The organism is Bacillus sp. FSL K6-0972 (assembly GCF_037976035.1).
GTDB classification, from domain to species: Bacteria; Bacillota; Bacilli; order Bacillales; family Bacillaceae; genus Bacillus; species Bacillus haynesii.
The window spans coordinates 1,240,654-1,266,982 of record NZ_CP150260.1 but is presented as its reverse complement, the minus strand read 5'-3'; the positions used below and the strand labels follow the sequence as shown (position 1 = coordinate 1,266,982).

The 26,329-nt window shown below is 49.3% G+C and carries 20 protein-coding genes; 8 read left to right on the top strand and 12 right to left on the bottom strand.

The genetic code is table 11. The features are described from left to right. The first annotated feature begins 27 nt into the window (after positions 1–27). Positions 28–1,857, top strand: coding sequence for a bifunctional homocysteine S-methyltransferase/methylenetetrahydrofolate reductase (locus MKX80_RS06330; RefSeq protein ID WP_268342565.1), 1,830 nt, complete (start codon positions 28–30; stop codon positions 1,855–1,857). Continuing rightward, complete coding sequence (gene metH, locus MKX80_RS06325) at positions 1,850–5,266, top strand: methionine synthase (protein WP_268323919.1); 3,417 nt, start codon at positions 1,850–1,852, stop codon at positions 5,264–5,266. Before MKX80_RS06330 ends, metH begins: the two co-directional genes overlap by 8 nt. A gap of 71 nt (positions 5,267–5,337) precedes the next feature. Here metH and MKX80_RS06320 read toward each other — a convergent pair whose 3' ends face one another. Then, positions 5,338–6,300 carry a YafY family protein gene (locus MKX80_RS06320; protein WP_268313664.1) on the bottom strand — a complete coding sequence of 321 codons (963 nt, stop codon included), beginning with the start codon at positions 6,298–6,300 and terminating at the stop codon, positions 5,338–5,340. Positions 6,301–6,411: 111 nt separating this feature from the next. Here MKX80_RS06320 and MKX80_RS06315 point away from each other — a divergent pair, with 111 nt between their 5' ends. Together MKX80_RS06315 and MKX80_RS06310 are read left to right on the top strand one after the other, a co-directional pair. Next, complete coding sequence (locus MKX80_RS06315) at positions 6,412–7,245, top strand: dehydrogenase/reductase SDR family member 1 (RefSeq protein ID WP_154996694.1); 834 nt, start codon at positions 6,412–6,414, stop codon at positions 7,243–7,245. Between the two features lie 177 nt (positions 7,246–7,422). Continuing rightward, entirely contained in the window at positions 7,423–7,863 is a 441-nt protein-coding gene (locus MKX80_RS06310; RefSeq protein WP_154996692.1) for a GNAT family N-acetyltransferase, read from the top strand. 41 nt (positions 7,864–7,904) lie between these two features. On the opposite strand, the gene MKX80_RS06305 is transcribed toward MKX80_RS06310, so the two are convergent. The 7 genes from MKX80_RS06305 to MKX80_RS06275 form a co-directional block, all read right to left on the bottom strand. After that, on the bottom strand, positions 7,905–9,719 hold the full coding sequence (locus tag MKX80_RS06305; protein WP_234112854.1) for an IucA/IucC family siderophore biosynthesis protein: 1,815 nt from the start codon (positions 9,717–9,719) through the stop codon (positions 7,905–7,907). A 16-nt stretch (positions 9,720–9,735) separates the two neighbouring features. After that, positions 9,736–11,079, bottom strand: a complete 1,344-nt coding sequence (locus MKX80_RS06300; RefSeq protein ID WP_268342563.1) for a lysine N(6)-hydroxylase/L-ornithine N(5)-oxygenase family protein — start codon at positions 11,077–11,079, stop codon at positions 9,736–9,738. Then, on the bottom strand, positions 11,054–11,608 hold the full coding sequence (locus tag MKX80_RS06295) for a GNAT family N-acetyltransferase (protein WP_268298478.1): 555 nt from the start codon (positions 11,606–11,608) through the stop codon (positions 11,054–11,056). The genes MKX80_RS06300 and MKX80_RS06295 overlap by 26 nt, the downstream gene beginning before the upstream one ends. Further along, complete coding sequence (locus tag MKX80_RS06290; protein WP_268327852.1) at positions 11,605–13,371, bottom strand: IucA/IucC family protein; 1,767 nt, start codon at positions 13,369–13,371, stop codon at positions 11,605–11,607. The genes MKX80_RS06295 and MKX80_RS06290 overlap by 4 nt, the downstream gene beginning before the upstream one ends. Further along, positions 13,368–14,879, bottom strand: coding sequence for an aspartate aminotransferase family protein (locus MKX80_RS06285; protein WP_268323922.1), 1,512 nt, complete (start codon positions 14,877–14,879; stop codon positions 13,368–13,370). Before MKX80_RS06285 ends, MKX80_RS06290 begins: the two co-directional genes overlap by 4 nt. Further along, a complete protein-coding gene (locus MKX80_RS06280; RefSeq protein WP_154994119.1) occupies positions 14,863–16,209 on the bottom strand; it encodes an aspartate aminotransferase family protein in 1,347 nt (448 codons plus the stop codon). The genes MKX80_RS06285 and MKX80_RS06280 overlap by 17 nt, the downstream gene beginning before the upstream one ends. 287 nt (positions 16,210–16,496) lie before the next feature. Further along, a complete protein-coding gene (locus MKX80_RS06275; protein WP_154994133.1) occupies positions 16,497–17,969 on the bottom strand; it encodes a PLP-dependent aminotransferase family protein in 1,473 nt (490 codons plus the stop codon). A 98-nt stretch (positions 17,970–18,067) separates the two neighbouring features. Here MKX80_RS06275 and MKX80_RS06270 point away from each other — a divergent pair, with 98 nt between their 5' ends. The 4 genes from MKX80_RS06270 (at position 18,068) to MKX80_RS06255 (ending at position 22,454) form a co-directional block, all read left to right on the top strand. Next, positions 18,068–18,673 (top strand): LysE family transporter, encoded by a 606-nt coding sequence (locus MKX80_RS06270; RefSeq protein ID WP_268293910.1) that lies wholly within the window; start codon positions 18,068–18,070, stop codon positions 18,671–18,673. A gap of 101 nt (positions 18,674–18,774) precedes the next feature. After that, a complete protein-coding gene (locus MKX80_RS06265; protein WP_268343124.1) occupies positions 18,775–20,244 on the top strand; it encodes a spore germination protein in 1,470 nt (489 codons plus the stop codon). 6 nt (positions 20,245–20,250) lie between these two features. Beyond that, complete coding sequence (locus MKX80_RS06260) at positions 20,251–21,369, top strand: GerAB/ArcD/ProY family transporter (RefSeq protein WP_339228167.1); 1,119 nt, start codon at positions 20,251–20,253, stop codon at positions 21,367–21,369. Further along, on the top strand, positions 21,366–22,454 hold the full coding sequence (locus MKX80_RS06255; RefSeq protein WP_234112848.1) for a Ger(x)C family spore germination C-terminal domain-containing protein: 1,089 nt from the start codon (positions 21,366–21,368) through the stop codon (positions 22,452–22,454). The genes MKX80_RS06260 and MKX80_RS06255 overlap by 4 nt, the downstream gene beginning before the upstream one ends. 103 nt (positions 22,455–22,557) lie before the next feature. Here MKX80_RS06255 and MKX80_RS06250 read toward each other — a convergent pair whose 3' ends face one another. The 4 genes from MKX80_RS06250 to MKX80_RS06235 form a co-directional block, all read right to left on the bottom strand. Continuing rightward, the gene (locus tag MKX80_RS06250) at positions 22,558–23,586 is read right to left on the bottom strand and encodes a Gfo/Idh/MocA family oxidoreductase (protein ID WP_268343127.1); all 1,029 of its coding nucleotides are present in this window, start codon (positions 23,584–23,586) and stop codon (positions 22,558–22,560) included. A gap of 166 nt (positions 23,587–23,752) precedes the next feature. Beyond that, entirely contained in the window at positions 23,753–24,796 is a 1,044-nt protein-coding gene (locus MKX80_RS06245; protein WP_339228163.1) for a LacI family DNA-binding transcriptional regulator, read from the bottom strand. Positions 24,797–24,852: 56 nt separating this feature from the next. After that, positions 24,853–25,410 (bottom strand): GNAT family protein, encoded by a 558-nt coding sequence (locus tag MKX80_RS06240; protein WP_339228161.1) that lies wholly within the window; start codon positions 25,408–25,410, stop codon positions 24,853–24,855. 28 nt (positions 25,411–25,438) lie between these two features. Further along, the gene (locus tag MKX80_RS06235; protein ID WP_154994103.1) at positions 25,439–26,302 is read right to left on the bottom strand and encodes an AraC family transcriptional regulator; all 864 of its coding nucleotides are present in this window, start codon (positions 26,300–26,302) and stop codon (positions 25,439–25,441) included. Positions 26,303–26,329 lie beyond the last annotated feature (27 nt).

The window sequence follows — 26,329 nt, the reverse complement described above, 5'->3', positions numbered from 1 at the left end:
TATCAAGAATGATTAAGGGGGAAAACGATGGGTTTTTTGGAGGATATAAAAAGCAAAACGTTAATCGCTGACGGCGCAATGGGCACGCTTCTGTATTCCTATGGGATCGACAGGTGTTTTGAGGAACTGAACATCTCCAAGCCCGAAGAAGTGAGACGCGTCCACGAAGCGTATGTACAGGCCGGTGCCGACATCATTCAAACGAACACGTACGGCGCAAACTTCATCAAGCTGTCCAGATACGGACTCGAAGACGAAACAAAACAAATCAATGAAAAAGCGGTCCGTCTCGCCCGCTCCGCCGCCGGCTCTGCTTATGTTCTCGGTACGCTCGGCGGTATCCGGACGTTCAACAAAAACTCGTATTCTCTCGAGGACATTAAAAGAAGCTTCCGCGAACAGCTCTATCTTCTGTTAAATGAGCAGCCGGACGGACTTCTGCTCGAAACCTATTATGATTTAGAAGAAGCGCGCGAAGTTTTAAAGATTGCCAGAAAGGAAACGGAGCTGCCGATCATTTTGAATGTCTCGATGCACGAAGAGGGCGTTCTTCAGGACGGAACCCCGCTTGCAGACGGTCTGAAGCAGCTGGCATCACTCGGCGCAGACGTCGTCGGCATCAACTGCCGCCTCGGCCCTTATCATATGATCAGAGCGCTTGAAGAAGTCCCGCTTTTAGAAGACGCCTATCTTTCCGTCTATCCGAACAGCAGCCTCCCATCCCTTGTCGAAGGCAGGCTTGTTTATGAGACGGATGATGAATATTTCAGGGAAAGCGCGGAGGAATTCCGCAATCAAGGCGCACGGATCATCGGCGGCTGCTGCGGAACGACGCCGAACCACATCAGAGCGATGGCTGAGGCGGTCAAGGGGCTTCCTCCAGTCACCGAAAAACGCGTGAAAATCAGAAAGAAAGCGGCGCTTGCCGTTCAAAACGAAAGGACAGAGCCCGCTCTTGACGATCTGGCCAAGCAGAAACGGTCCATTATCGTCGAGCTCGATCCTCCAAAACAATTAAACTTCGAGAAATTTTTGCACGCCGCAGAGGAGCTTAAATCAGCCGGAATCGATGCACTGACATTGGCGGACAACTCGCTTGCAACACCGAGGATCAGCAATGTCGCCTGCGGCGCGCTCTTAAAACAGCGCCTCGATATGAGGTCGCTGATCCATATCACATGCAGAGACCGCAACCTGATCGGCCTGCAGTCCCATTTAATGGGGCTCGATACTCTGGGGCTGTCAGACGTGCTGGCGATTACCGGCGATCCGTCGAAGATCGGCGACTTTCCGGGAGCGACTTCCGTCTATGACCTGACATCGTTCGATTTGATCAGCCTGATCAAGCAGTTTAACGAAGGCTTGTCCTATTCGGGTAAACCGCTCGGCAAGAAAACGAATTTCTCAGTGGCGGCCGCCTTCAATCCGAATGTCAGACACATTGACAAAGCGGTGAAACGGCTTGAGAAAAAAATCGCCTGCGGCGCAGACTATTTCATTTCTCAGCCCGTCTATTCAGAGGAGCAGCTCATCAAAATCCACGAGGAAACGCGGCATCTTGAAACACCGATCTATATCGGCGTCATGCCGCTGACCAGCAGCCGTAATGCGGAATTCATCCACAACGAAATCCCCGGCATCAAGCTGTCCGATTCAATCCGCGAAAAGATGGCGCTGGCAGGAAACGACAAACAAAAACAGGCCGAGGAAGGGCTCGCGATCGCCCGCTCCCTGCTTGATGCAGCGCGCGACCTGTTCAACGGCATTTATCTGATCACACCGTTTTTGCGGTCTGATTTAACAGCCGAGCTGACGGCATATATCCACCAGAAAGAAAAGGAGAAGACAAATGTCTAACATCAATGACCAGCTGAAGAAAAAAATCCTCGTCCTTGACGGTGCGATGGGAACGATGATCCAGGACGCCGGTTTGTCCGCCGCAGACTTCGGAGGCGAGGCATATGAAGGGTGCAATGAATTTCTAAGCATCACGGCGCCCCATGTCATTCAGGGTATCCACGAAGCCTATCTCGCCGCTAAAGCCGATATCATCGAGACCAATACGTTCGGAGCCACCCGGCTCGTTCTGGACGAGTACGACCTCGGACATCGCGCCTATGAAGTCAACCTCGCTTCAGTCAAACTCGCCAAAGCGGCCGCCGAAAAATTTTCAACACCTGAATGGCCAAGGTTTGTCGCCGGTGCGATGGGTCCGACGACAAAAACCCTTTCCGTCACCGGCGGCACAACCTTTGACGAGCTGATCGATAACTATGAAGAACAGGCAAGCGCGCTGATCACGGGGGGAGCCGACCTCTTGCTGCTCGAAACGAGCCAGGATATGCTGAACGTTAAAGCCGGTTTTATCGGCATCAGACAAGCCTTCGAAAAAACCGGCAAAACTCTTCCGCTCATGGTGTCAGGCACGATCGAACCGATGGGCACGACACTGGCCGGCCAGGATATCGAATCGTTCTATATCTCCCTCGAGCATATGAAGCCGGTCAGCGTCGGTTTAAATTGCGCGACGGGCCCGGAATTTATGACAGATCACATTAGAACCCTATCATCCCTTGCGAGGACGGCCGTCAGCTGCTATCCGAATGCCGGCCTCCCCGATGAGGAGGGGCAATACCATGAATCACCGCAATCGCTGGCGAAAAAAATCAAGGCGTTTGCTGAAGAAGGCTGGTTGAACATTGTCGGCGGCTGCTGCGGAACGACGCCCGCCCATATTGAAGCGCTGGCCGATGAAGTAGCCTCACTGCCGCCGCGGACTGTCCCTTCGGGAGCAAAGCCGCACACCGTCTCAGGAATCGACGGATTAATTTATGAAGAAACGATGCGTCCCCTTTTTGTCGGGGAAAGGACAAATGTCATCGGATCGAGAAAATTCAAGCGGCTGATCGCCGAACAAAAATTTGAGGAAGCATCCGAAATCGCGAGAGCCCAAGTGAAAAACGGCGCCCATGTCATCGACATCTGCCTCGCAGATCCGGACCGCGATGAAGCGGAAGATATGGAAGGGTTCTTAAAAGAAGCGATGAAAAAAGTAAAAGCCCCTTTTGTCATTGACTCGACAGACAAAACGGTAATCGAAAAGGCGCTGAAATACTCACAGGGAAAAGCGATCATCAATTCGATCAACCTTGAAGACGGCGAAGAACGGTTCACTGACATCCTGCCGTTCGTCAAACAGTTCGGAGGCGCGCTCGTCGTCGGAACGATCGATGAAGAAGGAATGGCGGTCACCGCGGAAAAGAAGCTGGCCGTCGCAGTCCGGTCGCATCAGCTGCTCACCGAAAAATACGGAATACCAGCCAGCGATATCATCTTTGATCCGCTCGTCTTCCCGGTCGGAACGGGTGATGAACAATACATCGGCTCAGCTAAAGAAACGATCGAAGGCATCCGCCTCATCAAAGAGCGGCTCCCTGAATGTTTAACGATTCTCGGCGTCAGCAACGTCTCATTCGGTCTTCCGCCCGTCGGCCGGGAAATCTTAAATGCTGTATTCTTGTACCACGCAACACAGGCTGGGCTCGATTACGCGATCGTCAATACGGAAAAGCTTGAGCGGTTCGCTTCCATTCCCAAAGAAGAAGTCGAAATGGCTGAAAAACTTCTGTTTCACACTGATGACAAAACGCTCGCATCCTTCACTGACTTCTACCGAGGAAAGAAAAAAGCGGACAAACAGCCAAAAACGTCCCTTTCCCTGGAAGAGCGCTTGGCTGAGTACGTCATCGAGGGTACGAAAGAAGGCTTGATTCCCGATCTCGAACAAGCGTTGAAAAAATTCAACACCCCGCTCGACGTGATCAACGGTCCGCTCATGGACGGCATGGCAGAGGTCGGACGGCTGTTTAACAACAATGAACTGATCGTCGCTGAAGTGCTGCAGTCGGCAGAGGTCATGAAAGCTGCCGTTTCCTTTCTCGAACAATATATGGAAAAGAAAGACGACAGCGGCAAAGGAAAGATCATTTTGGCAACCGTTAAAGGCGATGTCCATGATATCGGTAAAAACTTAGTCGACATCATTTTAAGCAACAACGGCTACAAGGTCGTCGATCTTGGGATTAAAGTGACACCGCAGGAGTTAATTGAAGCGATCCGCAAAGAGAATCCCGACATCATCGGTCTGTCCGGCCTGCTCGTCAAATCGGCTCAGCAAATGGTCGTTACGGCGCAGGACCTCGACAAAGCGGATATTTCCATCCCGATCATGGTCGGCGGAGCCGCGCTTTCAAGAAAATTCACGAACATGAAAATTTCGCCTGAATATAAAGGACCGGTTTTATATGCGAAGGACGCCATGGACGGCTTATCGCTCGCCAATCAGCTGCGGACGAACCCGTCGCAGTTTCTCGAGAAAAAAGAAACGGCTGCACCCGCCGCCGTCGCAGAAAAGAAGCAGACGAAAGCTGTGATTGAAATGCTTGAAAAACGGGCGCACGTTCCGAAAGCCCCGGTCTTTCAGCCGGAAGACTTGAAGCGGCACTATTTAAAAAACATCGACCTTTCCTATATCGTGCCGTATGTCAATGAACAAATGCTGCTCGGCCATCACCTCGGCTTGAAAGGAAAAGTCAAAAAACTCCTGGCTGAACAGCATCCGAAAGCACTGGAACTGAAAGAGCTGATTGACGAGTTGCTGAGAGACGGAAAAGAACAAGGCTGGTTCGATCCCGCGGTCGTCTATCAATTTTTCCCTGCGTACAGCGACGGGGATTCGCTCCATATTTTAGACCCCGGTAATAAAGACAGCATCCTTGAAACGTTTGTTTTTCCAAGGCAGGAAAAACTTCCGTACCGCTGTATTTCCGATTACGTCCGACCGAAAGGAGAGCTTGATTATGTCTCGTTCTTTGCCGTGACGGCGGGCAGGCATGTAAGAGCAGCCGCCAACCGCTTTAAAGAGGAAGGCGACTACTTGAAAAGCCATGCGGTACAAGCGCTCGCTCTTGAGCTGGCCGAAGGGCTCGCCGAACGGACGCACCAGGTTATCCGCGACCGCTGGGGCTTCCCTGATGCACCCGACTTCACGATGGAACAGCGTTTTCAGGCGAAATACCAGGGACAGCGCTATTCCTTCGGATACCCGGCCTGTCCGAATCTCGAAGATCAGGAAAAGCTCTTCAGACTCATTCAGCCCGAAGGAATCGGCGTTCACTTAACAGAAGGCTTTATGATGGAGCCCGAAGCTTCCGTATCAGCGATCGTTGTCTCCCATCCGGAAGCCAGATATTTCAATGTTCATTAATAAACGACCCTGCCTGCCGTTTGCGGCCGGCAGGGTTTATCATGTATGTTCGTAAATATGCCGCGAATATTTCACGATTTATAATGAGCAACAATAGATTCAGCCATTTTAAGTATCTTTCCGTGCAGTTCTTTAGGCTCAATAATCCTCATGTGCTCTGCGAATCCGAGTATATACCTTTTTGCTTCATCTTCCGTATCAAAAGATAATGTAACGGGTACCCAGCCCTCCTGATCGATCTCATTTGTTTCGATGATCCGCACAAAATGATTGGTAAACGACAGCCTCGGCAAGATGGCCTGCGCCGCCTTCACCCGCACTTCATACGTCGGTAACTTTTCGATAAATTCCTTTGTTGAAGACTGCCATACGTGAGCAAGATCAAAGTTTTCGGGCCTTTCAAATGTTTCACGAACAGGAATGGCAGATTGAATCCGTGAAGCCCTGTAATTTCGAATCTCCCCATTTTCTTTAGATGCAATCAGATACCAGTTTGACCCTTTAGCCACCAGTCCAAGCGGCGCTACAATACGAGCAGCCGTTTGTCCGTCTGCCCGCTGATAGACGATGTTTAATTTTCGATCTTTCCATATGGCATCTTTCAGCACTTCAAAGGATACTGCTTTTTCTTTCTTATGACGCCATGAACGGGTATCAATATATATTCGGTTCCATACATCTTTTGCGTTTTGACGATATACCGAAGGCAGCGAGGCTATCAGTTTATTTCGGGCTTCTTCGGATATGCGGGTTAATCCGAGATCGTCAAGCAATTGTTCAGAAAGCGGGACAAATAATGCGCGTATTTCAGATTCTTTTAAGCCGGTTAAAGTGGTTTGGTAATCATCAAGCAATGACCAGCCTCCGTTTATGCCGCGTTCGGCCACAACGGGAATCCCCGCTCCGCTTAAAGCCTCCATATCCCTGTAAATCGTCCGCTCAGAGACCTCCAGCCTTTCCGCTAATTCTTTCGCCGTCATTTGTCCTTGTGCCTGAAGCATTAAAAGAATAGATATCAGTCGATCCCCTCTCATATGACCACCTTTTTTATCAATGAATGAATTTATTTAATAAAATATGACAATGGTTGTCAAGATTCATCTTTTATAATCAACATATCTTTTATGTTGAAAGGAATGGGATGAATGAAACCGCTGAAAGGAAAAATCGCTCTCGTAACAGGCGGAAGCAGAGGCGCCGGCCGCGCCATTGCTGCAGAACTTGGAAAAGCCGGTGCAACTGTTTATATAACAGGCCGCAGCATCAGGGGGGCTTCCACGAATCAATGGCCCGGTACAATTGATGACACCGTGTCACAAATTGAAGCTGCCGGCGGAAAGGGTATAGCTGTAAGATGTGATCATACGAACGATTCAGAAACAGAGGCTGTCATCGCTAAAATTCGCGAAGAACAAGGAAAACTGGATATTTTGATCAACAATGTGTGGGGTGCGCACGATTTGGGTGTCGAGGCAAAGCCTTTTTGGGAATTGTCATTGAAAAATTGGGATACGATGTTTACCGCAGGGGTGCGTGCCCAGCTTGCGACGAACCACTTCGCCGTGCCGCTCCTTCGCGAAAATAACCAAGCTCTTATCATTCACACGACCTTCTGGGATGAGAACAAGTATACCGGACAGTTTTATTACGATTTAGCCAAGAATGCAATCGTCCGCATGGCGTACGGACTTTCATTGGAATTAAAACGGGACAATATTGCCGTTCTTGCCGTTTCGCCGGGATTTATGAGAACCGAACTTGTGCTGAAACACCATGAATCAGATGAGGCGCATTGGCAGGAGTCAGAAGATTTAAGGAGAACCGAAACGCCTTATTATGTCGGACGCGGAATCACAGCATTGGCTAAAGATCCGGATGTGATGGAGAAAAGCGGACGTGCGTTAAGAGTTGGTGATTTAGCCAAAGAGTATCAGTTTACCGATGTGGATGGACGATATATTCCGCCATTTACGATATAGGGATTAGGGACCGCCTCCCGGGGGAAATGATTCTTTAAAGGCAGATCAGGTGATGATGATCATTCTGCTTTGATCGTTTCCGCCAGCGTTATATATAATAGAATGACAGTCATGATTTATAGCAGCATGCTGAAAATCGATCGCCCTCATCTGATCTGCAACTGAAGGAGGAATCATATGATTGAAGTCAAACCAATAAACGCGGAAGATACGTATGAGATCAGGCACCGCATTCTCCGGCCGAATCAGCCGCTTGAAGCATGTATGTATGAAACCGATTTGCTCGGGGGTACGTTTCACCTCGGTGGATATTACCGGGGCAAGCTGATCAGCATCGCTTCCTTTCATAATGCCGAACATTCAGAGCTTGAAGGCCAAAAACAGTATCAGCTGAGAGGGATGGCGACGCTTGAAGGGTACCGCGAGCAAAAAGCGGGAAGTACGCTTATCCGCCATGCCGAAGAGCTTCTTCGAAAAAAAGGCGCGGACCTTTTATGGTGCAACGCCAGGATATCTGTGAGCGGCTACTATGAAAAGCTCGGCTTCAGCGAACAAGGCGGGATCTACGACATACCGCCGATCGGACCTCATATTTTGATGTATAAGAAATTGGCATAAAAAACCCCGCCGGAAGCGGGGCATTCTCGGTCGCATGAGCTTTACAGCTTTGCGGCCTCTTTTTTAAATTGCGCAAGCGCGTTTGTCACTTTTCCGAATTCGGAGGCGTGCGGGCGGTCATCGCCGTCCTTGTAGCCGTAGTCGACCATCCGGTTTCTGTTGAGGCAGAGCTTCGTCAATTCCGGCTTGAATAAGTCGAACAATTCGAAGCGCTCACGCAGTTCCGGGAATCTCTGCTGATAATCCAAAATCGCATCAGCCAAAGCTTTCCACAGACGCTTTTCAGGAAGCAGACCGTCATTTTCCAAAATGTTGGCCACATAGCGCAAATGGCAAATGAAAAGCCCTGTAAAGATAAATTGCACAAGCCCTTCCGGCGGCTCGCTTCTGAGAACGGCTTTTAAATCTTCTGTCAAACCGCTCAGTTCAGGAAGCGGCTGGTCGCTGATATTGACATCATCAACAAAATCTTTAATCGCCAGCCTGTACGGCTGATGATCTTTTAAGACGAGAATCGTATTTTGTCCGTGCGGCGAAAATACGGTTCCGTAGCGGTACATGAAATGCAGAAGCGGCGGCATCACGGTGTTAAACAGCTTTCCGATCCACTCCTCCGCTGACAGCCCCGACTTTTTGATCAGGCGCCTGATAAACGGCACGCCGTCTTGATCAATGTATGTTAAAGAAGCGAGCGTCACAGGCTGCTCTCCATCTTCCAAATACGTATAAATGCTTTCTCTGAAAATAGCGCCGAGCATTTCCAAATATTGATACGGGGCTTTTTCAAGAGCTTGATAGTATTGATGATCAACGTTCAGACTGGCATTTTCGCCTGGCAGGATCACCCCGCATTCGTCTTTTAGAAATGCGTCGTTTTCGGCGATCCCTTTAATATGCTCAGTAATTCTCGGGGCGATCACCGTCCGTTCCGACGGCAGTCCTCTGTATACAAGCGTATTTAAAATGCTCATCGGCAGTTTAATATGATGCTTGTGTTTGTTTGTGATGTTTGTAAAGGTTCTGATCGATTGCTGCGGCAGGTACTCGTCTCCGCCTTCCCCTAAAGGAATGATCGCTTTTGAAGCAATTTCTTCTGGAAACTGCTGAATGATCGTATTTGTCCACTGCCATTCATGAACGGGCAGATAATAATAGTCTTCACTGGCTGCGCCCTGCTTTTCTATGACTTTAGCGAATTGCCTTAACGTCAGCTCATCAAGCTCTTTGTGAATCAGCGTTTCATAATCGAGCCCTTCAACCGAGTGGAATGACGCGGTCTCTTTGTGAACAGCGATCCACAGCAGCCGTTCGGCTCTCTGATTTTCCGGTGCAAACCTGAGGTAGTCATCATAGCCAAAACCGATTCTTCCTTTGTTATAGACGATCCACGGATGGCCTGTCATCTCGCCTTCAATCACGGCATAATCGGCTTCGGCCAGCTCGTCAGCCGTAAGTGCATCCTTTGCCAAAAGGTGGGCATCCGCCAGCATCGTATGGTTGAACTCCTTGATCAAATGCCCCGCTGTTTCCGGGCTCATCGGGATATGCGGCTGGATATCCAGAAGAAATTCAATCGCGCTCACGTGTTTTGTCCATTGTCCTCCCCTAAAGACTTCAATCGTCTCCGGCACCGCGTCAAAACTGTCAAACATGCGGGGTTTGGCGGCAAACCGGTAAACCTTATCCTCCGCCGTTCTCAGCTCATACCGGTTGATGCCGTCTTCAGTTTCAATGAAATCGGGCTTGATGATATCCTCATACATATATTCAGAAAGCATCTTCGCCAGTAATCGCCGATTGACTTCTCTCCACCTGTCCGGATTGAGGACCCTCTTTAATTCGTCTTGAAACAACATGAAAATGCCTCCTTTATTAGCCGTTTGGCACAGCTGTTTTTTCCGCGATTCCTGTTCCGAATGTCTGGAAGACCGTTTTATGGCTGACGTTGTATACTTCTCTCCCGGCTAGCTGATTGATGATCACCGAGTTCCGGTAAGCGCCGAGTCCCAGGTCAGGTGCACCGACACCGTGTGTGTGCAGCTCTCCGTTTTGAACAAAAATATGGTTTTTTGATGTTGCAGCTGTCACCAGCCTGTAGTCGCGCGTAATGACATAGCGCCCGCTCGCGTCCTTTTCAATCAGGCTGTCAACAGGTGCCAGACATTCCGGCAGCCTCTCTTTATAGCCCGTCGCCAGGACGACCATATCTGCCTGCCGCTGAAACCGGTCTTCATTTACCCGGTTTGTGCAGTGTAGAATCAGCGTTTCCCCATGCTGTTCGATCTGCTCGACTTCTGTCATGGACTGAAGATCAAAAGCCGCTTCCCGCCCTCCGCAGGTCCGCTCATACAGCAGATGATAAATATCGCTGATCGTCTTCGCGCTGATTCCTTTATAAAGAAGATCCTGCTGTTTCAGCAATTCATCTTTTTTCCACTGCGGAAGCTGATAGAAAAAATCGATATAGTCAGGCGAAAAATATTCGAGACCGAGGTTCGAATATTCCATCGGGAAGAAGCCTTTTGAGCGGGTGAGCCAGCTGACATGCTCAGCTTCATCTTCACCGACCAGGTCATAAAACACCTCGGCTGCGCTTTGCCCGGAGCCGACGACGGCCACCCTTTTCCCTTTAAATCCACCAGGCTTTCTCTTTAAGTACTCGGCTGAATGGAACACCGAGCCCCCCAAAGCGTCTGAGAGCGTTTCGGGAACGTGCGGGCCCGTCCCAATGCCGAGCGCAATATGCTTCGCGTAATATACGGCTTCCCCGCCATTTTCCCGATTCGCGACCCGCACCTTAAAAAGCGGATCCGGGTTCGATTCAATAAGTGCAATGCTTTCGACATTCATCCCGAAGCGGCACGAGTCGAGCTGTTCTGCCACCCAGCGGCAGTAGTGGTTGTATTCCTTTCTCGGAATATGAAAGTCTTCCAGAAAATAAAAAGAATACAGACGGTTATGCTGCTGGAGATAGTTTAAAAAGCTGTATTTGCTTGTCACATCGGCCATGCTCACCAAGTCGGCCAAAAACGGCACCTGCAGTGTCGTCCCTTCGATCAGCATGCCGGGATGCCAGTTAAAGCTTTCGTTCCGTTCAAAAAACAGCGCATTGATCTCAGGCACGGAATCAGTCAATGCGGCAAGACCGAGGTTAAACGGCCCGATGCCGACACCGATGACATCATAAACATCAGTGGGTCTCTTTGTAGAGTTCATCTTTTTTCTCCTTTTCAAAAAAACGTTCTCGTTCGCAAAACATCAATAATCCGGTTTTATCAGGGAGGTTCACAGGTTTAATAGGGCGAAACCCGCATTTTTCAAAAACATGAATCATTTTTTTATTGCGGATATCCGGCTCTGCGATGACCTTTTTTGTTTCAGACTCGGCAAATTGCATGCTGACCATCGCTTTTAAAAGCGGAAGGGCAAGACCTTTTCCCAAATACGCTTTTTCTCCGATCAACAGATGGATGCCCTGGTCAAAAGGTTCATTGTCATAGTGGTGTTCAATGACGTCCCCCTTGACCCAGTACGACTCCCAGTAGCTCATTGGCACACCGTCAATAAAACCGATGTACAGCGTTTGGTGAGGGTCTGTGATGGCCTTGTGAAAATGGGCTTCAAATTTTGCAAACGGCATGTTTAAGTGCCAAAACGGGATGACATGCTCCTCCTGCATCCAGCGGTAGACGAGCGATACGTCTCTTTCATAGTCCGCTTTTTGAAATGTGATCCTGTCATTCATTGGACAGCCGCCGCCTCCTTTAAAAGCGGATTGTTGACAGACGTATAGCGAGACTGGGTTTCAAGCGAGCCCGTCAGCTCATCCATGTCGTAAAATCTCGTCAGCAGATTGGCCTTGCACGGAAGCTCCGAAAAACGAAGCAGGCTGTCCGTCAACTCAGTGATGCCGTAAATTTGTTCCGCTTTTTCAAGCCGCTCTCTGATCATGGACAGGAGCGTTTCTTCCCGGATCAGCCCTTCGCAGCCAAAGCCGTTCACCAGCCCAAACAGATGGTTGAAGAAGAAATAATAGCGCAGTCTCTCAACAGCCACGCTGTCCGAGCAGATCGTCTCGCTCCTTTTGCTTAAGCCTTCGATCAGATTGGAAAGAATCCCGGCTTTTGATTCGCTGTAATAATAGCCTTGGTTATCCCTGTAGTAAAACGTCTCCGGATAGCCGTTTTTTAAGCGGATAACGGCGTTTTGCTGGTGCGCTTCAATCGCCAGCCCGTATGTTTCAAACAGCCATAAAACAGGCTCAAGCGAAATGGACAAGTATTTGTCAAACCAATCGATGCTCACTTCTTCCGTCGTCCGCCCTTCTTTTAAAGCCAGTCCGCGGATGACAGAAGACAGCCGCGACTCTTTCCCGTAGGCGTGATCCTGGCACAGCCCGGCGATCAGACATGCTGAACGGTCGTCTTCATAAAACGGATTCTCCCTGATCACGACTTCAAAGCCGGACTCCCCGTTCTCTCCCCGAATGGAGATGTAGGCAGGATCTGTAATGACGCGAAAGCCCGGAAACTCCTGTTTCAACCTTTGACCGAGCTCTGTCTGAAGCAGCCGGGCCATTTCAACACCTCTGTCCAATTCTTTCTGCTTGTTCACACGAAGCGAATTCGTGATTTTGATCGGCACCGAAAATTTGTACATATAGCGCGAGTGCTTGCTGTAAACCGTGCGGACGGAAGATGTCGCCGTGAACGTCCGGCCTTTTGCACCGAGATATGTAAGGAGGCCTTGATCGATCAATTGTTGAACATACGGCTCCGCCAGCAAGGCTCTCGCCTGGAGCGGGTGTGCGGGAAGAAGCGCAAAGTCCGGATCGGCCGTTTGCTCATCTAGCCACGCGTTGTCAATCATCGAATCGTTCTTCAATTCCTCTTGAATGACTAGCGGCGCTTCTGTTTCTGTACTTGAATCGTGCAGAACGAGCGAGGCATGCGCCTTAAAGTAATGAAGCTGAAACTCCCCTTTCAATTCAGGTGAGAAAATGTTCTCCTCTTCAGGTTTCATCCCCTGCCTGCTTTTTGGCGTCGGATGCATCAGATGGCCGAGCAAAAGCGACTGCTCCGCTTCGATAAACGTAAAATCAGCGCGGCTAAGCTCATTTTGATCATCGGCCCGTTCTTCAACATAACGGCTGATATTTCGGCAGCTCAAAATGACTCTGAGCATGAATTCATCCTCGGCATTCCCGCGGTTTTGCTGAAGAAGCAGTTCTTTTGAAGCGAGGGAGACGAGCGTGACATAGTCGAGCGGAAGCTGCTTTCCGTTTTGGGTTGTTTGATAGTAAAGCGGAAATGAGAAAAGGTGCCTTCCCGTCTTCGACCAGTACTTGATCGGAACGATCAGCTCGATTTGCTGGCGCTTCAGCGGGACAATCAGCGTTTTTTGAGAGCCGTCCGCGATCTCACGGGTTTTGATGCCGGTTTCACGCAAATAGCAATTTAAAAAGCTTTGAATCGTGGCGTTTTCTGCTATTTCTTTAAATGAACTCATCTTGTTACCCTCCTGCTATTCGTATAAAGACTTGCCAGCTCTTGAATCCTGCCGAGAATGTCGTCAAGATCCGAAAGTGTCGTCCGCGGATTCAGCAGCGTGAATTTTAAATACGTTTTCCCAGCTGCTGCCGTCTTGGCGATCACCGCCTGTCCCGTTCTGAACAATTCTCTGTGGATACATTTATTCAAACGGTCGTTTTCCGCGCCATCTTCTGAGGCGAGGCAGCGGAAGACGACAGCGTTCAGTTCAGGGTGCGGATTCAGCAGTTCGAACCGATCGCTTGCGGAGATTTTTTCCGCTGCCGCTTCAGCCAATGCGAATGTCCAGTCAATCATCTCGGCGAATGTATCTTCTCCAAGCACACGGAGCGAGACAAACAGCTTTAAAGCGTCAAAGCGCCTCGTCGTCTGAATCGATTTATTGACGAGATGAACGATTCCCTCCGCTTCATCCTCCTCAGGATTTAAATAATCGGCATGATAATCAATCAAGCGGAAATGCCTTCTGTCTTTTACAAGAAAAGCGCCGCAGCTGACCGGCTGATAAAACTGCTTGTGGAAGTCGACGCTGATGGAGTCGGCTCTGTCGATCCCGGCTAATTTATAGCGGCGAGTCCTGCTCAAAATCAACGCACCGCCATACGCGGCATCAACGTGGAGCCAAAGCCCGCCAGCATGCGCGGCATCCGCAAGCTCAGAAAGCGGATCGATGCTTCCGAAGTCCGTCGTACCGCATGTTGCAACAATCGCAAATGGATGTAAGCCCGATTCCTTCAGCATAGCGGTTTTTCGCTTTAAATCGTAAAGGCTCATCCGCTTTTCATCATCGGTATCGACGAGCACGACGGCGCGCTCGCCGAGTCCGAGCTGGGAAGCCGACTTTTTTACTGTAAAATGAGCATCCTTTGAACAGAGGATCCGCAGCCTGTTCGCTTCCGGCGGCAGGCCGTCCTTCTGTACGTTCCAGTTCCACTGCTTTTCGCAGAAAGCATCGCGGGCCAACAGAAGCCCCATATAATTAGACTGTGTGCCTCCGCTCGTAAATGTTCCGTCAGCACCCTTTCCGTACTCGAACTTTCGGCAAAGCCACCGCACCATTTCTTCCTCGATTAATGAAGCCGCTCCGCTTTGGTCAAACGAATCCATCGACTGATTCAGCACGCTGATCAGCATCTCTGCAGCGAGCGCCGGGATCAGCGGCGGACAGTGAAGGTGTGCAGCGCATTTTGGATCTTCAACATGAATCCGGTGCGGCAAATAGGCTTCTTTCAGATCCTTGAGAACATCCGCAAGCGGTTCTCCCGCTTCCTGAAACGAAAACAATCTTTTGATTTCGAGATCCAATTCATTCGGCATCTTCCCGCTGTAGGGCTTCGTCTTGTTCTTCCAATCGGCCCACAGCGTCTCTACAGCGGTCTCGACCGCGTCACGGTATGCTTTGATCCCCTGTTCACCGTTGTGCATGAACAGGGAATCAAAGTTTTTCTGTTTACTTGACTGCTTCATAGACGGCCTCTCTGAAGATCGTGATGATATCGTCGATTTGCGCCTCTGTTACGATGAGCGGCGGCAAGAAGCGGATCACGCTTCCGTGACGGCCTCCAGTTTCAACGATCAGTCCTTTTTCAAAGCATTTCCTTTGAATCACGCTTGCAAGCTCCGCATCAGCCGGATAGCTGCCGTTTGCGTTTTGCTTTTTGTGCGGTGCGACAATTTCGGCGCCGATCATCAGCCCTCGTCCCCGGACATCGCCGATTTCAGGAACGTGTTCCTGAATGTCTTGCAATTCCCGCATGAGCTTCGCACCGACTTTTTCTACATGTGATAGTACATCGTGCTCTTTTATATATTTTAATGTTGCACTTCCGGCCGCCATCGCCATCTGGTTCCCTCTGAATGTGCCGATGTGCGCCCCCGGTCCCCACTGATCAAGGTCTTGATCATAGATGACGACAGACAGAGGAAGGCTTCCGCCGATCGCTTTTGAAAGGACGATGACATCCGGTATAATGCCGGCGTGCTCGAACGCAAACATTTTTCCGGTTCTGCCGATGCCGGTCTGCACTTCATCGATGATCAGAGGAATTCCGCGTTCTTTTGTGATCCTTCTCATCTCTCTTATCCATTCAGCCCGGGCCGGAACTGAGCCTCCTTCTCCTTGTACGGCTTCAAAGATCATCCCTGCCGGCTGTAAAACTCCGCTTTCCGGATCATCCAGCATATTTTCGATATATGCGCTCGACAGCTTGTGGCTCGCCTCTCCTCCTCTTCCAAACGGGCAGCGGTATTCATACGGATATGGCAGGAAATGCACATCAGGCATGAGACCCTGGACGTTTTCCTTAGGAGATAAATTCCCGCTCAGCGCCATCGTTCCGTGAGTTGCTCCATGATAGGCGCCGTGAAACGACAAGATGGTTCTTTTCCCTGTTGCCGTTTTGACAAGCTTGAGAGCGGCTTCGATCGCATCACCGCCGGTCGGGCCGCAAAACTGTATCTTCGCCCGTTTGGCAAACGCCTCAGGAAGGCTTGCAAATACTTCGTTGACAAACTCTTCTTTGATTTCCGAAGTAATATCAAGGGTGTGCAGCGGGCGTTTTTCATCAATCATTTTTTGAATCGCTTCAATCACAACTGGATGATTATGACCAAGCGCAAGCGTCCCCGCTCCTGCCAGGCAGTCATAATATTGCTTTCCATCCGCATCAGTCACCAGGACGCCTTCCGCTGTTTGCATGGCAAGCGGAAATCTTCTCGGATATGAACGCGCATTAGATTCTCTTCTATTTTGCTGCTCCAAAAACACTTGATTTTTAGAACTCGTTTGTACAGGCATAGAAAGCATTCCTCCAATTGATAAAGATTATCATTTTCAATGACAAAAAAAGTGTATATTTTGTGACACCGGCATGTCAATAAGATTCAGAAAAATAGGACGTTTCTCATAACGAGGCAACATGAAGATTTCCTCTGCTGCAAATTCATCTGCTAATATGAATCAATAGTTCCTTGAATGATATGTTAATGGAATTTTATGGACTGTTTTTAAATAACCTGAGGCCTGAAATGTAAAGCGGGGCAGCTGCTGAACATCGATTTTTCAGCAGCCGGTACAGCCGGGGCTCACATGAGTTTCCCGGCGAGTTCTGCGATTGTTTGAATGCTGTAGCGAAGTTCTTCTAAAGAGGCGTACGAATAGGACAATCTGATGCTGTATTTGGCTTCCTTATCGTAGAGGGTGCCCGGATTGATGAGGATGTTTTTTTGTAATGCTTGTTCGAACAAAGCGCTGAGCGAGAGCGGTTTTAGAAATGTGACCCAAATGTAAAACCCGCCTGAGGGCTTTTCCCAGCGGGCGATTCCTCTGCAATAGGTCTCAAGACACCGGAGCGCCTCATCCCGCCTTTGTCTCAGTTCGCCTTTGACCCGGCTGAGATTTTCATCATAAAGCCCGCTAGAAAGCCACTTTGCAGCCGCCCATTGCGACAATGAACTTGATCCGTAGTCTGTCTGCATTTTAATATCGGCAAGCCTCTCGATGACGGGTTCCGGACCTGCGACCCAGCCGATGCGGAGGCCGGGGCTGACGGTTTTCGATAGTGTGCCGACATAAAGAATGCTGCCTTCTCTGTCCATGGCCTTCAGCGGCGATGACGGCGGACCGTCAAGCTGCAAATCGCCGTATGCATCATCTTCAATAACAGGGAGCGACAGCCGCTTGCTGATTTGAATCAGCTCGCGCTTCCGGTCTTCGGACATCAGTTTGCCCGTCGGATTGTGAAATGACGGAATCGTGTACAACAGATCGGCGCCATGCCGTTTTTTTACCGCCGGAATGACGGACGGGTCTAATCCCCCGGCATCCATTGGAAGCCCGCAAAGCCGCATGTCCATCGATTGAAAAACGTGCAGCGAGTATAGGTATGACGGCTTTTCCGTCAACACGACGGCTCTCCGCTTCAAAAGGCCGATCGATATGAGCTGCAGCGCCTGAAGTGCTCCGGAGACGATCAGAATCGAATCGGCTGATACACGTACACCCTTTCGGCTCAGATGCTCCGCCAGCACCTCTCTTGTATAGCGGTTTCCTTTCGGTTCTTCATACCCGAGCATCAGCCTATCAGATGCGGCGCCGCGAAGAATCTTTTCCATCTGTTGATAAGGCAGCAATTCAGGTGCCAGTTCACCTGTGCCGAGCCTGATGATGCCTTCTGCAAACTCCTGCCTATTGATTTCCTGAACCGTCATTGAATTGGGGCGGTGAATCCCCGATCGTACATAACTCGTCCAATCCAGCGGCGGCCCCGCCGTCAATCCTGACCAAGTTTGATTGGCCACCTTTGTACCTCCGCCCCGGTTGCCTTCAAGAAACCCTTGAGCTGTCAGCTCGTCAAGAGCCGCGGTCACCGTGCTTCTATTCACTTGAAACATGGAGGCCAGCTTGCGTTGGGAAGGGATTTTCGTCCCGGCCGGCCATTCCCCCTGCAAAATCTTCTCTTTTATGATTTGTTCGATTTGCTGGTATAACGGAATGTCTGAATGTCTGTTCAGCTGTCTGTGCACTTCATGTTCAGCTCCTTTTTTAAAGGATAGCATTTGGCTGGGCAATTAGACCAGCCAAATGGCCGGAGACATTCCCCGTTTCTTGCTCTACAATAAAACGGATGTTTTGAATGAAAGGGGTTTTTGCAGTAATGAACGCATCTATTCACGGAATCATTCTCGCTTTTGGACTGATCTTGCCGCTCGGCGCGCAAAATGTCCTGATTTTTCAGCAAGGGGCTGCATCATCTAGCATTTGGCGCGTTATGCCGCTTGTCATCTCCGCATCGTTGTGCGATTCCCTCCTGATTATACTTGCAGTCACAGGTATTTCCGCGGCTGTCGCTGGTCTTCCCGAAGTTAAATTTGTCCTTTTGGCCGGAGGATTTCTGTTTCTCATTTATATGGGATGGGCCACATGGAGAAGCAAGCCAGCAGTGGGAAGCGCGTCCGAAGCTATGCCGGCCAAAAAGCAAATCGCCTTTGCTGCGGCCGTGTCGCTCTTAAATCCGCACGCCTTGCTCGATATCGTCGGCGTAATCGGCACGAACTCTTTAGCGTATGAAGGAGCGGATCTTTGGCTATTCACCTGTGCATGCATGATGGTTTCGTGGCTATGGTTCCTAGGACTTGCCGCAGCGGGAAGACTTCTCAAACAGCTCGATTCGCAAGGGTTCGTACTGACCTTGTTCAATAAAGGATCTGCGGCTGTTATGTGGGGGCTAGCCGCCTACCTCGGCGCCTCGCTGTTTACCTGATTTTGAGAACGCGGCTTCTGTCCGCATAAACCTGAGAAGCAGCGAGCACAATAAGGACATCCGGTAACCCGGTATTGACCAATCGCTGATGAGGGATGTCCATGTTTCGAAAATATAAAAGAAAGGGAGCCGGATTGCGGAGCGCTCCCATTACGAGAGATGCCCTTCGTGATGCCACCGCCGGTATGGCTGATGCGGTGATCGAAGAGCATGAAACAAAAGGCGGACAAAAAGCAGTAATTTACTATTTACATACGATCATTGACCGGGTGCTGTTGCAGCAGTCGATCATCAGGCCTCTGATCACGAGCGGCGAAGAAGAGTCAATATATCGCTGTTTAAAAACCTTTGTTTTGCACGTGGAACCGATCGTATCTTTGGAAAATGCAAAAGAGTGGCTGATGTCCGGTTCGATCATCATCCATGATCCGGCTCAGCAGCAGTGGTTTGCCATTCCTGCTGAAAATCGGGTCGGCCGGCCAATCGAACCGTCTCAAACCGAAACGGTGATGTACGGTCCGAAAGACAGTTTTACCGAACAGCTCGACGTCAATCTTTCTTTGCTGCGGCGCAGGCTGCCTTTAACCAATTTAAAAGCGGAAAGGCTGACGGTCGGTTCGCTCAGCAAAACATCCGTTGTCATCGTTTATATTGCCGGATTAACCAATCCAGAATTGATTGAGGAAGCCAGAAAAAAAATCGCGGAAACCGATTTTGACATGATCTTCGATTCCGCACAGCTCACTGAATTAATTGAAGATCATCATCATTCGATTTTCCCGCAGTTCCAGCAGACCGAGCGTCCCGACATTTCCGCATACAATTTAAGCATTGGCAAAATCGCCATATTGGTCGATCAGACGCCGTTTGTTTTACATGCACCAATCACGTTTTTTCATCTATTTCACTCCGCTGAAGATTATACGACGCGCTGGCCGGTTGCCAGCTTTTTTAGAATGCTGCGCTACACCAGTTTTTTTCTGTCTATTTTGTTAATACCTTTGTATGTCGCCTTGTCGACTCATCATTATCATATGTTTCCGCTCCAGATCCTTTACGTGCTGATCGAATCAAGGAGCAAAGTGCCGTTCACCCCGTTTTGGGAAGCGGTCCTTATGCTGCTCGTCATTGAAATTATTAAGGAAGCCAGCGTGCGGATGCCGACAAAATCAAGTTCAACATTGGGGGTCATCTCGGGGATTGTGATTGGGGAAGCGGCGGTGCAGGCCGGCTTTGTCAGCAAAGTGCTGATCGTTTTGGTCGGCATCTCAACGGTCGCGTCATTTTTGGTTCCCAACTACATCATCGCCAAAGGGCACACTATGATTCATTTTACGATGCTTGTATTCTCCGCCTGTCTCGGTTTTTTCGGATTGATCTTCGGAATGATCGGGCTGTTTGTTCATTTGAACGGGCTCACTTCTCTCAAGCAGCCTTATTTTGCACCGATTACTCCATTATATTGGCGCGATTGGCTCGATCTTTTTATACGAAGTCCATTGATTTGGCTGAAAAAGCGCCCCGAATACCTGCATCCCCTGCAAAAATGGCGGTACGTAAAAAGGAGATGAAGCGGCTTGAGTTCTTTTCAATTTTTTCATAAGACACGGCCTCTCGGCGGCATTTACATCGCCCTTATCGCCAACCGTATGCAAGTCCTTTTTTTCATTTTGGTTCTGCCGATGTATCTCGTTCACCCTTACATGATGTTCGTCATGCTCGCTGTCGGAATGCTGTCCCAGCTCAACTTGTACCTGTTGTCCAAATGGCTGTCTTCTCCAGCTGCCGCAAAAGGCTACGAAGGCTTCGCCGCCCTCTTCGGCGAACGCAAGCTGCGATTTTTTATTCTGATCGGCTTAATTCAACTCGCGCTAAAGATCGCGATCATGATCACAAGCTACGCCGAAACAGTGAGACATTTCATCTTTCCCGCGATCAATATCAACTGGCTCGTGATCTTTATTCTGGTTATCAGCGGGTATGCTGCCTCCCGAGGCATGGAAAATACGATGCGCTTTGTCATTATCGCCTTTATGTCATCATTTTGGATGGTGTTCCTTTTTATCAGATTTTATATACCCCCGATCGCTTCCTTGACTGATTTATACCCGCTGATTCCTTTTGAATGGACTGAACATTCTTGGAAGGCACTACTCGTCATGTGGTCTTCTTTTTCCAGTCCCGAGTATTTGATTTGTCTGGCTCCGTGGTTCAGCAAGGAAGCAAATGTGCTGAAATGTTTATCGGTCGGTAATGCGATTTCACTCTTCGAATACTTGTTTTTGTTTATCGGTGCACTGTTTTTCTACGGCTCCTCTTATTTGCGGGAAACCGTTTTTCCGGTGATGAACATGCTCCGCTATTTGCAGTCGCCGATTTTGGAGCGGATCGATACGTTTCTTCTGTCTGCCCATATGTTTCATTTTGCGTTTGTGATCGCAATTTTTTTGCTCTGCTTTTACGGAGGCATCCGTATTTTATTTAAAAGGGTGTCCAAACCGGTAACACGAAGAGGATTTCTGTTCAGCTTCCTTCTGATCATGGGATGTTCGCTCATCATGAGCACCTGGTTTTGGCAGTCCGGAAAGGAGCAGAATATGTGGTTTTTGATCGAAGTATCCATCGGAGCCGCCACTTATGCATTGATTCCGGCTATTCTTGTCATCGCCGGAAAACGAAAGGGGCGCATACCATGACCAGCGGAAAACGCCTCATATTAAACTGCTGTATCGTACTTGGGATTTTCATAGCGGTTGCAGGCTGCTCTCCATTTGTCGAAAACAATGAGATCGAAGAAATCTCACCGGTTACCTTTTGGTACATGAAAGAAGGAAAAAAAGGAAAGATCTCGATGAGCACCGTCGTCCCTCCGGTAGGCCTTGAAAAAAAGCGGCTGTTCAGCACTGAAGTCGATATGATCAAACAAGCAGGAAAGCGCTTTAATTTAAATTATTACAACGAGCTGAAAAACGGGCAGCTGAGAATGGTGATGATCGAAGAAAATCTCGCCGACAAGGGCATACTTCCGATTGTCAACACGCTCCTGTCAGACCCGAAAATCGGCCCCCGCCTTTATCTCATCCTCGTCAAAGGCGATTTTGACAAATATATACTGAGCGAATTGAAGCAAAACGAGAATTTTGACTTTTATCTTTATCAGACGTTAAGGCATTTTGAAAGAGCCAACCAGGGTGAAATGAGCATCGTCAACCTGCATCAATTCAAAAACCAGCTGTACACCCACTTTTCAGATCCATACGTGCCTGTTTTCAGAACCGATGGAAACCAGTTCACATATGAAGGAACAGGACTTTTCCGAAACGACAAATTCGTGAAGGTCCTGGCCGGCATAGACGATCAAATTTTTCAGCTGATCAACAATAACAGGTTCCTGAAGTTCCTCACGATCCCCAACTTGTCTATCGTGATCGGCCAAGTCCGCTCAACCGTCACGTTCGACTTGAATCAAAACAATACGGCTTTATCAATGAAGGTCAGCCTAAACGCAGGAATTGAAGAATATACAGGCGATAAAAACTTGCAGGATCAAAGCGAATTCAACGCACTTGTCCATGATGTAGAATCTGAATTGGAAAAGAAAACGGCGGATATGATAAAGGACATGCAAAACATTCGGGTTGATCCGCTTGAAGTCGGCGGCGAAGCGCTGTTTCCGTTTACAAAGCCGATGAGCGACAAAGCGTGGCTGAAGCGTTGGGAGAACATGGATGTTAAGGTGGACTACCAGCTGAATCTGAGACCGATTGAGAATACGCAATAAGGTGACAGTTGGTTGAAAACGCGGGGAGAAAGGCCGCACCGGGCGGAGAAACGTTTTCTTCCGCCCTGCTTTCTGTTGATCCTATGTGACCGCAGTCCCCATTTCATACCGTAAGCTGTTTCGTCTGATACTGGATCTTGACGGGCTTGCCTGTTGACCAGGAATGCGTGGCCGCAAGCGCGATTTCCAAATTGACTGCCGCATCCACTTCAGTCACAAGCGGTTTCGTTTTGTTGCGAACACACTCGGCAAAGTGCTGCAGCTCCAAGCAGTACGCTTCATGGAACCTCGCCTGGAAATCGGGAATGATATTATAGCTGCTCCCCTGTCCGGTCCGCACGGTAACCGCCGGGTTCCGCAGCGTCCCGATGAAGATGCTGCCGTCCGTTCCGATAATTTCTGCGCGTATATCGTGGCCGTAAGACGAATTGCGGCTTGCTTCCGCATCACCCGCCGCTCCCGACTCAAACTCCATATAGGTGAGCGCTTGATCGACGTCATGGCATCCCGGCATAAACGCGTGCTTCAAAACCCTTCCGTGACCGGAAACAGCAGTGATTTCAGCCCCCATTAAATAACGCGCGATATCATAATCATGAATCGAACAATCGACGAAAATACCGCCGCTTTTTTTGATGAATTCAGCCGGAGGAGAGCCAAAATCGCGCGTGAACCCTTTATAATAGATCGGTTTGCCGATCTCTCCGGTATCGATCCTCCTTTTGGCATCCGCATAAGCAGGATCAAACCGCCTCATAAACCCTACCTGGCAAATCACGCCCGTTTCTTTGATTTTGGAAATGACTTCTATTGATTCTTCAAGATTTAATGTCAGCGGCTTCTCGACGAAAATCTGTTTGCCGCATTCGGCCGCCTGTTTGATGACTTCGGCATGAGTAGATGTCGGCGTAACGATGACGACGGCATCAATCTCTGGGTCGCGCAGGCATTCAAACGGATCTTCAAACCACTTTCCAACACCCAGTTCAGCAGCAATCTCCCTCGCCCTTCCCTCTGCCGGGTCGGCTACAGCCGCGAGCAGGACTCCGGGCACCTCGGTTTTGAGGTTTTTCGCGTGGTAATAGCCGAGCCTTCCGAGCCCCAATACGGCGCATCTCACTAATTCTGTCATTTTCTTCTCCCCCTTTGCATCTTATGAAAGCGCTTTATTAATTAGAGAAAGCGCTTGCTCATTTCATTTCTGATTTTACCCTGTATTTATTTTATCCGCAATGGTTTTTAGAATTTAATTAGGTCAAGCGCTTGCTCTTTATAAACGAAAAAAGAGCGTTTTTCTATTAAAACCCGCTCTTTTCGGCATATGCTTCTTTTTTAAATGGAGGGGCCGTCGACTGTCTGACGACAACTTCAGGCGTGAGAATGATTTTGCTTTTCGAGCTTTTCTTGCCGCTGATTTCTTCGGCAAGCAGCTCGGCCGCACGGCGGCCCATTTCTTCAATCGGCTGCGACACTGTCGTCAGCGGCGGATCGGTCATTTCGGCTAAAAACGTATTATCAAAGCCGATGACCGATAAATCAGTTGGAACATGAAGCCCCCATTCCCTTGCAGTCTGAATGACTCCGCACGCGAGCACATCATTCATGGCGAAAACGGCGGTCGGAATGTTGCTTTCGAAAATCTGACCGGCTGCTTTTTTGCCGCATTCCAGGGAAAAACCGGTTCCGGCAATGAGCAATTCATCCACTTTGATGCCGGCTTCATCCATCGCTTTTTCGAAACCTTTCAGCCTGTCTTTTTCTCCGGTTGTCGATCCGTCGCCGGCGATGCAGGCGATTGTCTTATGGCCGAGCGAAATTAAATGCCGCGTCGCTAAGTATCCGCCCATAAAATCGTCGATGACCACGACATCCATCGGAACAAGAGCGCGGTCCTGGGAAATCATCACGAGCGGTATGCCCTCTTTTGCAATATCCTCGAGCGCAGCCATGCTCTCCTGATTTTCGATGCCGGTTGCAAAAATGATGCCGTCGGCGCTTTTTTGCTTGAGCACTGAGAAATACGTTGTCTCCTTTTTCGGATCGCGGTCAGTACTGCACATCATAATACTGAAGCCAAGCTCGCCCGCCCGCTTTTCAATGCTTTTGGCAAGCTCGCCGAAAAACGGGTTTGCAATATCGGGCGTCAACAGGCCGATAATGTTCGTGCGCTTTCCCGTAAGCGCAGAAGCGTGAACATTCGGCTGGTAATCGAGTTCTTTCATGACGGCATGCACTCTTTCCCTTGTCGACCTGCTGATTCTCCCGGTATTGTTGATCACCCGGGAAACCGTGGAAATCGAAACGCCGGCAGCTTCTGCTACATCATAAATGGTTTTTTTCATTTTGGTCCCCTCTAGTCCGCTGATGAAAGATTTCTAATATTATATTATAGAGCGTGTCAACTTCCGCCGCAAATCAGCTCCCACTCCTCCCGCAGGATTCCGTATCTGATTGAATCGTAATAGACTCCGTCATAATATCTGACTTTGCGAATTCGGCCTTCCATCTTAAATCCGGCTTTTTCGGCGCACCTCATCATCCGCCTGTTACCGGACCACGTCGTCATTCCGATTCTCGGCACATCGACGTTTTCAAACAGGAAGCTGACCCATAATTCTACGGCTTCCGTGCCGTATCCTCCGTTCCAAAATCGCGGATCATAGATGCCGATTCCGCATTCCAGCCAGCGTGTCGGCCGGCATTCCCAATAGTAAGAAACGGAACCTTTCAGCTCTCCTTCGATCTCTATCGCCAAATAGCGCGGCGGTTTTTCTTTTAAAGCCGGCACAAAAGAGTCGAGAAAATATTGAAACGGTTCGGGCTGAAGCGGAAAATAAGGGGCATCCCATTTTTTCCATTCAGGGTTTTGAGTTCCGTAAATCATCCTCCATAATCCGGGCAGGTCATCCATTGTGATCGTACGCAGTTTTACTTTTTCACCATTGATGGATGCCAAACTTTTCTCCTCCTATGCTTTGAAAATATCACTCAATATTTCTCTTCATCATCTTTCTGTATTCAACGGGCGAAATCCCTTCTATTTGTTTAAACAGCTTTGAAAAATATGTCGGATCATCGATTCCGACTTGTTCGGCAATCGATGACATTTTGTCGTTTGTAGAAGAGAGGAGCCGCTTCGCTTCAAAAACCTTAGCCTTATTGGCGTATTGACCCGGTGTGATGCCGAACACCTTTTGCATGCAGCGGGTAATGTAGTCCTGGTGATAATGAAGGGCAGCCGAGAGCTGCTCCATGCTGAGCTTCTCCTTATAGTGACGGTCGATGTAATGCTGCGCTTCGGATGCCACACGCTCACTCGCCGAAGGAATGTGGAACGCCTCCTTTTGCAAGTGAATCAGCAGCTCTTCGAATAAGAGCTGCTTCCGAAGAGGCAGGTCGGAATTTTGGGCGGAATCGTCAATCAAACGCCTAAACTGCTGTTCAATAAACGCTTTTTGGTCGATCTTTCCCTTTCTCGGAATCTTTAAATGATATAATGTCGGCGTTTCAAACGTCCCCTTCTTCAGCTTGAGTTCGGTCCAGTTCTCACCTCCCTGCTGCGCGAAGCCATAGGACGGCTCCTGAAAGTGCAGCCAAAAATAGCGGGTATCGTTTTGACAGCCGTGGTGTCCATAATGCTCGAGCCCCGGAACAAGGATGATGTATTCCCCTTCCCGGATCTGATGGGGCTCGCCGTCCTCAGTTAAAAATAGTTCCCCCTGTATTACATATAAGAGATCAAACACGGAATATTCACGCCTCACATGCTTTTCCCCTCTTTTGAACAGTCCTTCTCCGCCGGTTATCAACACAGGGAGCGGCGGAATTGTAAAGATGATATGTTCCATGTTCTCTCCCCTTTTCATCAAGTCGGA